This is a genomic window from Novosphingobium sp. FKTRR1 (genome assembly GCF_020404405.1).
Taxonomy (GTDB): Bacteria; Pseudomonadota; Alphaproteobacteria; order Sphingomonadales; family Sphingomonadaceae; genus Novosphingobium.
The window spans coordinates 132205-142003 of the sequence record NZ_JAIZDA010000010.1 but is presented as its reverse complement, the minus strand read 5'-3'; the positions used below and the strand labels follow the sequence as shown (position 1 = coordinate 142003).

The window sequence follows — 9799 nt, the reverse complement described above, 5'->3', positions numbered from 1 at the left end:
TGGGCCAGAAGAAGCTCGTTCTTCTCAGCTTCGCTCAGCACATGAAGCGGGGGTGGGGCCATCAGCAGGGTGAATCAAACTCCGAGTCACCGCGCAACCATTTTCTGCCAACCTCCTGAGCAGTTACGCTTTGGCCAATGCGTCGAATTCCGGTTCCGACGCGGTGTCCAGAACGCCAAGTCCGGCCAGTGCGCTAAGTCGAGCGATTTCGTCCGGTGGCTGTGCTGCTGCAAGCATTTGCTACCTCAATCGAACAGCATATCTCCCTGTTCCGAATTCATTGACATCCGGTTAATCGGACAATGCATAAGTATTTGTAAATATGCATCTATCCATCACTTGGTCTGGCGTAGACCAAAGGCCGATCGCAAGTGTCGCCCAGCGTAGGAGTGGCGCACATGGCAGCGGCACCGCGACAATCGCCATAGCCGGACAATTGCTGTCGGCAGGATGGCTCACGCTTTCTTTCGCGCCGGTGCCGGTTTCCAGTTGTGCACGCCGACGTGCAGCAATTTACGGCCGCAGATGCGGCACGGCGCCCATTCGGTAAATCCTTCATGAGCACTGCGCGCCCGATCAGGCCTATGTTTTCCAACAACGCACTTGATCCGGCCAAACAGCAACTTCATGAACCTTGCCCCTGATGAATCCGACATTGCCCCATGCACCTTGAATTCGTCGGGCCCCTCTCAATTTTGTGCCATGGATGAGATTGACTCGCAACGACGAAGCATGGATAATTGAATTTTAACGATATTTTTCTTCACCATTTCAAGGCATCCACCCGCCGGGCTGCGGACACCAAGGCAATCCGCATCGGGCGAGCATTTCAATCCCGGCGTCTGATGCGCCACCGGATCAGGCCGGTCACGAACAGGAACGCGGGGAAGAATCCTATTATCACGGCCAGCCAGCGCGTGAAAAGCCCCCCGACCGAGGCATCGTGCAGGCTGTGCAGCCAGTTGTTGACGGTTGTCGTCGGCCCAGCTTGCTCGGCATTCTGCACTGCCACGACCTTGCCCGATGCGGGATCGACAAAAACGAAGCTGTGGGGAAAGCGCAGCGACGGGTCAGCGGGTTGCCTGATCCGGAACTTGTAGGCGCCCGAGCCCGGCGGCGGCACGTCGATCCACACGATCCGTCCATGGGGCAGGGCGCGCTGCGCGCTGGCGCTGGCGACCGCAATTGGCACGCGGGGGCCGGTATAGGGCATCGTGCCCAGCTTGACCGGCGGATCGACCGGTCGGCCAAGCGGGCGCAGCACCGCGTTGCTCTGATCCGGCAGGGCCAACATCACGCCAGTCACCACCAGCACCGCCAGCAGCGGCAGTCCGATCAGCCCGGCCAGCTTGTGCTGATCGCGCAAGCGGCGGCTCAGGCTGGCGCGCGACGCGTAACGCAGCGCCTTGGCCCAACTGCCGCGCGGCCACCAAGCCCAGACGCCGGTGACCATCAGCAGCATCAGGATGGCAAGGCCGCTCCAGCCGATCACCGCAAGGCCGGTCTCGCCGCTCAGCAATTCCATGTGCAGATCGTAGATCCACGTCATGACGTACCGGCCCCATACTTCCTCGCGCAGCACGCGGCGGCCATCGGGTGACAACCACAGCATCACGCGATGGCCACCGTGCTTCATGCCGGGCATGTCATAGCGGACCGGAATCGCCCCGGCCTCGCCAGTGACCTCGAAGCGCCAGGTGCCGCGGCGCTCAGGCCAGCGCGCGCGCAGCGTGGCCAGCCCCCGATCCCACACCGGAGACAGCGCATCGGGCGCGGGACCAGCCTCCGCAACCTGAATTGCCGGGTTCAGCGCGCGGTCGATCGTCTGATAGAATACCAGCGCCGATCCGGTCAGACCAAGCAGCACGAACAGCGCGCCCAGCGACAGGCCCATCCACAGATGGACCTGTCGCACTGCGACGTTGAGACGCAGGCGGGCCATGGCTCAGTACCGGACCCGCAGGCTCACGGTAACGGCGCGACCGTCACCGGGGCTGCGCAAGGGTTGCGCCGGTGCCGTGGTGTCCCACCAGACATATTCCGAGCGGGCGTCGAACAGGTTCTTCAGCGAAACCGCCGCTTCGGCATGGGGGTGGACCTGCCAGGCGACTTCGGCATTCGCCAGTTGGTAGGCGCCAAGCTTGCCGCCATTGGCCGCGCTGTTGGCATTGGTCAGCCAATACGACGACTGCCCGTTGGCCCAGACCGACAGCCGGATGCCGGGCAAGCCGGTATAGTCCAGTCCCCCCGACCACAGCACGTGCGGCACGTGGTCGATCTCGTTGCCCGCGTATTGCGGGGTAGCCGGGTCGGCCACTGTGATGATCGCTTTCTGGATCGACACCGTGGCCCACGCGGCGACGTGCGCCACAGGTTTGCCGCTGAGCTGGATATCCACGCCCCGGCGGCGGGTCGACCCGATGTTCTCGAAGTCGCCCGACGGATCGTTGAGCTTGCGCTTCAACTCGCCCGAAGCGGTCTGCTGCCAGGTGGCGATCCGCGCTTCCAGCCTATCCGACAAGGCGTAGCGCAGGCCCAGTTCCCAGCCGGTGTTGATCGACGGCGCCAGGTCGGTGAGGCGCGGCGCGATCAGATAGGCGCCCGAACCCACGCCGATCTGGAAGCTCTTGCCCCAGTTGCCATAAAGGGTGACGCCATCGAACGGTGTGGCCGCGACCGACACCTTGGGCTGGCTGATCGTGCCATAGTCGTTGATCGGCGCGGTCGTGCCCGCAAGGCGGTTGGCGAAGTGGCCCGACACCCGGTCGAACCGCCATGCGGGCGTGATCTTGAGCCACTTGGCCGGCTCTACCAGCACTTGCGCATAGGCACCGCCGACGTTCAGGATGAAGTGCTGGTCGCGGGTTTGGCGCGTGGGCACGCGGTCGACCGTGTTGAAGCGCAGCGAGGTATCGTCCTGCCACTGATAATCGCCGCCGATCTCCGCCATGAACGGGACGCTGGCCACAGCCGAATGCCAGTGCAGCGCGGCCAGCGCGCCATAGTGGTTCTCGTTCGTCACCCGGCGCTGTTGCGATCCGCCCGCCGAAAACCGCACATACCGATCGTCGCGCAAGGTATTGGCATAAGCCTTGGCGGCGAAGTCGAGCGAGTCCGACAGGTCGCTGTCGATTGCCAGCGCGTACTGGCCCAGTTGCCGCCGGTCGCCGTCCGAGGCGTTATAGGCATTGGTGGCGCGACGATCGGCGGCGGCGGTGGCGGCGGTCAGGTATCCCGCTTCCTGCGCATGGCTGACGTAATACCGCGCGCTGGCGGTGATCTTCAGCGCATCGCCGGGGGTGAAGCCCCATTTGCCCGACAGCCCCAGCCGATCGAGCGCCCCGTGCGCGCGATAGCCCTGCGCGTCGCGATAACCGATCGCGTAGTTCTGGCTGAAGCCACCCCGCTCGCGGCCAACCGCCAGTTGCCCTTCATAGCTGGCAAAGCTGCCGGCCGAGGCCTTGGCGTCGATGTAGTTGCCGCCGCTGCGGGTGATGACATTGGCGCTGCCGGCGATGGCGTGCAGGCCATAGCGCGGGTCGGCGGTGCCGCGCACGACCTCGATCCCGGCGATGCTCAGCGGGAACACCGCATCGATGAACGGCATGTTGCCGTCGTTGGCATTGGCCGGAACGCCGTCGATCAGCAGCTTGACCGCGTTGATCTCGCCTTCGCCGTTGAAGCCGCGGAACGAGAACTTGCCGCTGGTGCTGCCTTGGTTGAAATTGGTCACGAGCACGCCCGGCAGGCGCCCGACCAGTTCCCACGCATAGTTCACGTTGGCGCTCTGGGCGACGTTGCCGCCCAGCCGATCGACCGAGGTGATCACGTTGGACGAAGTGCCCGCCATGCCGCGCGCGGTGACGATGATCGGCTGGCCGACGCTGAAACTGGTGTCGACGGCTTGGTCGGCGGGGGCTGCGGTTTCGGCGAAGGCAGGCGTTGCCATGGCCGCAGCGGCCATCGCGATGATGGAAGTTTTCATGAATTTCTCGATTTACCAACGGGCTGGCTCGGCCACTTGGCGGCCAGCAACAGATCGCGGATGATGATGGGAGTGGCTGATCCGGCTCGGCCATCTGCGCAATCGCGCGCCATGACCGCCCCCATCGGAAGCAGTCTGGCGGTGGGCGATCAGCGCCGGGGCAGGGCTGTCAGGCTGGAGTCGGTGGCCCGCGCAAGGGGGGGCGATGGTGCCGGTTGCGCCGGGGGGAAATCGTGCGCAGCGGCGCCAGCGCGGCCGCGACGATGAACAGCAGCGCCAGCGCAAGCTGCAGCGGATCGGCCCCGCCCAGCGCGGCTTGGCCCAGCGCCGAAAACGCGCAATGGCCGCTGGTTGCGCTCTTGTCGGTGCCCGCTGCCTTGCCCGTTTGCCCGACCACGATCTGCTTGCTGAACACATGGCCGATCGAATCGGCGCAGACCTGAACGGTGATCGTGCGGGTATCGCTGCCCGGCATATAGCCGGCCGGGACCAGCGCCTTGACGCAGAGCGCTGCGGCGATGACCAGCAAGGCCAAGCGCCGGTGAGACAGGAAAAAGGCGCGGACCGCGTGCATCGTGGGGGCGCTTACAGCCGGGTTTGTCGCCTGTCACCTGTCCAGATCAACGTCGAGATCACGATGATGCGATGCAATCGGGCCTTGCCCGCGATACCCGTCCGCGCCACGATAACGTGATGAACACGATACGCATTCCGGTCGATGGCGGGTTGTCCATTGTCGCCGACGAACTTGGCTCGCAATCAGCCGCTACCGTGGTGCTGGGGCACGGCGGCGGCCAGACCCGCCATAGCTGGGACCGCGCCGGACTCGATTTTGCCGCGGCGGGATACCGCGTGCTCAACTATGACCTGCTGGGCCACGGCGAAAGCGACTGGGAGCCGGATGGCGATTATTCCTATCTGCGCCGCGCGGCCGATCTTGGCCATGTCGCAGCGCAGGCGCGGGGGCCCTTTGCGCTGGTCGGCGCATCGCTTGGCGGGTTGGCGGCGATGGTTGCAGTGGCGGGCGGGTTGCGCCCCGGCGCGCTGGTGCTGGTCGATGTGGTGCCCCGCCTGGCGGTGGCCGGGGTTGACCGGATCGTCGCTTTCATGTCCGCCAATCCCGCCGGGTTCGCCAGTCTTGAAGAAGCGGCCGATGCGGTCAGCGCCTATTACCCCGACCGGCCAAGGCCGCGCGATCCATCGGGTCTGGCGCGCAATTTGCGCGAAGGCGCCGATGGACGCCTGCGCTGGCATTGGGATCCACGCTTTCTCGATTCGCGCGATGATCATGGCCGCGTGATGGATCTGGTCGAATCGTCCGACTGGGGTGCTGAAGTGCCCACGTTGCTGGTGCGCGGGATGAAATCCGACATCGTGGACGATGATGGCGTCGCCAGCTTGCGCGCGCTGGTTCCCGCGCTGGAAGTCGTCGACATCGTGGATGCCGGGCACATGGTGGCGGGGGACCGCAACGATCGCTTCAACGAGGCGGTACTTGGCTTCCTGCGCCGGGTCATGCCGCCCGAAAGATAAGCGGCGGGGGCGTGGCGCGCGGTGGTGAGCGCAGACCGTTGCCCTGCAAGCTTGTCGCGGCACGCCGCTGCGCCTAGAGACAGCGCATGCCCGGAGAAATTTTAGACAATCGTGGTCGTGGGACTGCTGGATTCGTGTGGCCCTCGGTTCATCCCGAAGGCCGGAAGTTCGCGCTTATCGCTGCGGCGGTGGCAGGCGGCGCGGCCCTGCTTGGGTTGAGCTTGCTGGCCTGGCCGCTTGGTGTGCTGACGCTTGGTATCCTTGCGTTCTTTCGCGATCCCGAGCGCGTGACCCCGCGCGACGATCGGTTCATCGTCGCCCCCGCCGATGGGCTGATCACGCTGATCCAGAAGGTCGCGCCACCACGCGAACTGTGCGCCGATGATGGCACCGGCGGCCGTGGGCTCGACCCTGCGCCGGTAACCCGCGTGTCGATCTTCATGTCGGTGTTCGACGTGCACATCAACCGCGCGCCGATCGGTGGCACGATCCGGCGGGTGGTCTACATCCCCGGCAAATTCCTCAACGCCGACCTCGACAAGGCGAGCGAGGAAAACGAACGCCAACACTTTCTGGTCGAGCGTGGCGATGGCGTGAAGATCGGTTTCACCCAGATTGCCGGCCTCGTCGCGCGGCGGATCGTGCCCTTCGTGAAGGGTGGTGACATCGTTGCAGCAGGGCAGCGCGTGGGCCTGATCCGCTTTGGAAGCCGGGTCGATGTCTATCTGCCCGAAGGCACCGAGCCTGCCGTACTGGTCGGCCAGCGCATCGTCGCGGGCGAGACCGTGCTCGGCGTGTTGGGGCAAAGTCCGTTGCTTGAAGGCGTGCGTCAGTGACACCCGACGACGACGATGCCCTGCTCGACAGCGACAGCGACAGCGACAGCGCCGCGTTCGATGATGGTGACAGTCCGGAACGGTTGCCGCGCGGGCTGACGCTGCGCGCGCTGGTACCCAATGCGATTACCTCGGGCGCGCTGTGTTGCGGACTGACCGGCATCCGCTTTGCGATTGCGGGGGACTTCCGCAGCGCCGTGCTGGCGGTGATCGTCGCCGGTATGCTCGACGGGATCGATGGCCGGGTGGCGCGGGCGATGAAGGCGCAGTCGCGGTTTGGTGCGGAACTGGATAGTCTGGCCGATGCGATTTCGTTCGGCGTTGCGCCGGCCTTGATCCTGTACTTGTGGTCGTTGCAGGAAGTGCCGCGCTTCGGCTGGTTCGCCGCGCTGGCGCTGGCCGTGTGCTGCGCGCTGCGACTGGCCCGGTTCAACGCCCGGATCGATACCGAGGACCAACCGCACAAGTCGGCGGGGTTCCTCACCGGCGTTCCTGCCCCGGTGGGCGCGGGCCTTGCGATGATGCCGCTTTACCTATGGATTGCCAGCGACCGTCCCGAATTCCGTCATCCTGCCGGGGTTGCGGTGTGGACGGCGGTGATCGCCTTCCTGATGATCTCGAACATCGCGACCCTCAGTTGGGCTTCGTTGCGGCCTCGCCGATCGGTGCGGCTGGAACTGATCCTGGTATTCGGACTGGTGTTTGCCGCCATGCTGACCGAGCCGTGGCTGACCCTTGTCGGGATCTGCGTTTTCTACATCGCGCTGATCCCGCTGGGCGTGGCGCGTTATGCCCGGGTCAGGCGGCAGCGCGCAGATGCACGGGCTGCAACAGCCGCGCACGTCTGACCGGACGCGGACCAACGGGGCGCGGTGCCATCCCGGCTGCGAGCATGTCATCCAAAGGGGCGGTTGCGGGACTGGCTGCAGGGGTGGCCATCAGCACGGCGAGAAATTCGCGGTCACGCTGCAAGGCCTTGGAATCGGCAAGCAGGCGCCGCACCGCAGGGAACTGTGCCCGAACCGTCAGCGCCATGACGCCGAGCGCCACCAGCGCGGCCGAGGGAAAGGCAAGGGCAACAACAAGTGCGAGCATGGCGACTTACCTTTTCAATCGTGTTCCGTTCCCAGGTCGGATCGACAGCCCGCCTTGTCCTCTGCTTGACAGAGCGGCGATTTTCTGTGGATAACACTTCGGTTCGTTAACGGTTCCAAAGCGTTCCGTCCTGCTGCGTTTGTTCACTTTTTGTTCCGAATCGTCAAGTGCAAAATCCGCCAAAACGCGATTCTGCTTACGGCATTGAACCTATGTCGGTTTTCGAGCGATCTGGGCGCGAAACGGGCCGATACGATCACCTTTTCCCGGTCCTTGGCTTTCGATTGCACGGTGGCGCGATCGCGAATCGGGTGGATTTGCTGATTCGTTTGGGCTAGGGGCGCGCTCTGTCGAATGGCGATTCGGGCATTCCGCCCGGCTTGTGACGTTCGGCAAATCCACACGGGAAGCACGCACACCGGTGCCGCAGGCGGGTTCCTCCGCCACGGTCCTGCGCTTCCCGGAGGTGAAACCGGAAAGGAATACCCTATGGCGGCTCCCGTCGTCACGATTCAACAGCTCATCGAAGCCGGTGCCCACTTCGGCCACCAGACCCACCGCTGGAACCCGCGGATGAAGCCGTACATCTTCGGCGCCCGCAACGGCATCCACATCCTCGACCTGTCGCAGACCGTGCCGCTGTTCGCGCGCTCGCTGGAATTCATTTCGGCAACCGTGCAGGCCGGTGGCAAGGTGCTGTTCGTCGGTACCAAGCGCCAGGCGCAGGAACCGATCGCCCAGGCCGCACGCGCTTCGGGTCAGCACTTCGTCAACCACCGCTGGCTGGGCGGCATGCTCACCAACTGGAAGACGATCTCGGGCTCGATCAAGCGCTTCAAGGCGCTGGAAGAGCAGCTTTCGGGCGACACCACTGGCCTGACCAAGAAGGAAGTCCTTCAGCTGACGCGCGAACGCGACAAGTTCGAAGCCTCGCTGGGCGGCATCCGCGACATGGGCGGCATCCCGGACGTGATGTTCGTGATCGACGCCAACAAGGAAGAACTGGCGATCAAGGAAGCCAACGTGCTCGGCATTCCGGTCGTGGCGATCCTTGACTCGAACGTCAGCCCCGAAGGTATTGCGTTCCCGATCCCGGCGAACGACGACGCCAGCCGCGCCATCCGTCTGTACTGCGATGCGGTGGCTGCTGCCGCCACGCGCGGCGGCCGCGATGCCGCGATCGCTTCGGGCGCCGACCTGGGCTCGCTGGCTGAGCCGCTTCACGAAGAAGCGCTCGAAGGCTGAAGCCTGACAACCGGACAGAAACCGTGACTTGGGCCCACCGGGTTCGTCACGGTTCTGTCCCGGTTTGCGAATATTGGCCGCGGCGAGGGCACCATGGCGTGCTGCCGCGGCCGCTCCGTTTCAGACAAGAGGACAAACGCGATGGCTTATACCGCCGCTGACGTGAAGAACCTGCGCGAGCGCACTGGCGCCGGCATGATGGACTGCAAGAAGGCGCTCGACGAGGCCGCTGGCGATTTTGAAGCTGCGGTCGACGCACTGCGCGCCAAGGGTCTGGCCGCTGCCGCCAAGAAGTCGAGCCGCACCGCCGCCGAAGGGCTGGTCGGCGTGGCCGTTTCGGGCACCAAGGGCGTCGCTGTCGAGGTCAACTCGGAAACCGACTTCGTTGCCAAGAACGAGCAGTTCCAGGACTTCGTGCGCAAGGCTACCGAAGTCGCGCTGGAAACCGCTGCTGCGGACATCGAAGCGCTGAAGGCTGCCGCTTATCCCGACGGCGGCACCGTCAGCGAAAAGCTGACCAACAACGTTGCCACCATCGGTGAAAACCAGCAGCTGCGTCGCCTCAAGCACGTGTCGGTCAACGCCGGCATCGTGGTGCCTTATGTGCACAACGCCGCCGCGACGAACCTGGGCAAGATCGGCGTGCTGGTCGCGCTCGAATCCGAAGCCGGTGCCGACGTGCTCGAACCGCTGGGCAAGCAGATCGCGATGCACATCGCCGCCGCCTTCCCGCAGGCGCTGTCGGTTGAGGATCTCGATCCGACCGTGCTGGAACGCGAACGCAAGATCGCCTTGGAAAAGGCGGTCGAGGAAGCGGCCAAGAGCGGCAAGCAGATCCCCGAGGACATCCTTGCCAAGCGCGCCGATGGCGCCGTGGCCAAGTATGCCAAGGAAAACGCGCTGCTTTCGCAGGTGTTCGTGATGGACAACAAGACCCCGATCCAGCAGGTCGTCGATGCCGCTGGCAAGGCGGCCGGCGCCAAGATCGCGCTGGTCGACTATGTCCGCTTCCAGCTCGGCGAAGGCATCGAGAAGGAAGAGACTGACTTTGCCGCCGAAGTGGCTGCGGCTGCCGGCCTCAAGTAAGCAACGCGCGGTCCACGCG

10 protein-coding genes are annotated in these 9799 nt (G+C 64.8%); 5 read left to right on the top strand and 5 right to left on the bottom strand.

Going from position 1 to position 9799, the window contains the following annotated elements:
* Positions 1 to 455: 455 nt before the first annotated feature.
* The 4 genes from LDN95_RS11810 to LDN95_RS11795 form a co-directional block, all read right to left on the bottom strand.
* Positions 456 to 629 carry a hypothetical protein gene (locus LDN95_RS11810; protein WP_226017874.1) on the bottom strand — a complete coding sequence of 58 codons (174 nt, stop codon included), beginning with the start codon at positions 627 to 629 and terminating at the stop codon, positions 456 to 458.
* A gap of 200 nt (positions 630 to 829) precedes the next feature.
* Entirely contained in the window at positions 830 to 1942 is a 1113-nt protein-coding gene (locus tag LDN95_RS11805) for a PepSY domain-containing protein (RefSeq protein ID WP_226017873.1), read from the bottom strand.
* Positions 1943 to 1945: 3 nt separating this feature from the next.
* The gene (locus LDN95_RS11800; protein ID WP_226017872.1) at positions 1946 to 3985 is read right to left on the bottom strand and encodes a TonB-dependent receptor; all 2040 of its coding nucleotides are present in this window, start codon (positions 3983 to 3985) and stop codon (positions 1946 to 1948) included.
* 169 nt (positions 3986 to 4154) lie between these two features.
* Positions 4155 to 4559, bottom strand: coding sequence for a hypothetical protein (locus tag LDN95_RS11795; RefSeq protein WP_226017871.1), 405 nt, complete (start codon positions 4557 to 4559; stop codon positions 4155 to 4157).
* 119 nt (positions 4560 to 4678) lie between these two features.
* Here LDN95_RS11795 and LDN95_RS11790 point away from each other — a divergent pair, with 119 nt between their 5' ends.
* From LDN95_RS11790 to pssA, 3 genes are all read left to right on the top strand, one after another.
* Positions 4679 to 5518: an alpha/beta fold hydrolase gene (locus tag LDN95_RS11790; protein WP_226017870.1), complete on the top strand. Its 840-nt coding sequence runs from the start codon at positions 4679 to 4681 to the stop codon at positions 5516 to 5518.
* Positions 5519 to 5604: 86 nt separating this feature from the next.
* Entirely contained in the window at positions 5605 to 6354 is a 750-nt protein-coding gene (locus LDN95_RS11785; protein WP_226017869.1) for a phosphatidylserine decarboxylase, read from the top strand.
* The gene (pssA, locus tag LDN95_RS11780; RefSeq protein WP_370631682.1) at positions 6351 to 7202 is read left to right on the top strand and encodes a CDP-diacylglycerol--serine O-phosphatidyltransferase; all 852 of its coding nucleotides are present in this window, start codon (positions 6351 to 6353) and stop codon (positions 7200 to 7202) included. Before LDN95_RS11785 ends, pssA begins: the two co-directional genes overlap by 4 nt.
* Here the strand turns inward: pssA and LDN95_RS11775 are convergent.
* Complete coding sequence (locus LDN95_RS11775; RefSeq protein ID WP_226017868.1) at positions 7153 to 7449, bottom strand: hypothetical protein; 297 nt, start codon at positions 7447 to 7449, stop codon at positions 7153 to 7155. The two genes, pssA and LDN95_RS11775, sit on opposite strands and share 50 nt — an antisense overlap.
* Before the next feature lie 489 nt (positions 7450 to 7938).
* Here LDN95_RS11775 and rpsB point away from each other — a divergent pair, with 489 nt between their 5' ends.
* Together rpsB and tsf are read left to right on the top strand one after the other, a co-directional pair.
* Positions 7939 to 8694 (top strand): 30S ribosomal protein S2, encoded by a 756-nt coding sequence (gene rpsB, locus LDN95_RS11770; protein WP_226017867.1) that lies wholly within the window; start codon positions 7939 to 7941, stop codon positions 8692 to 8694.
* Positions 8695 to 8835: 141 nt separating this feature from the next.
* A complete protein-coding gene (tsf, locus tag LDN95_RS11765) occupies positions 8836 to 9780 on the top strand; it encodes a translation elongation factor Ts (protein ID WP_226017866.1) in 945 nt (314 codons plus the stop codon).
* Positions 9781 to 9799: the final 19 nt, after the last annotated feature.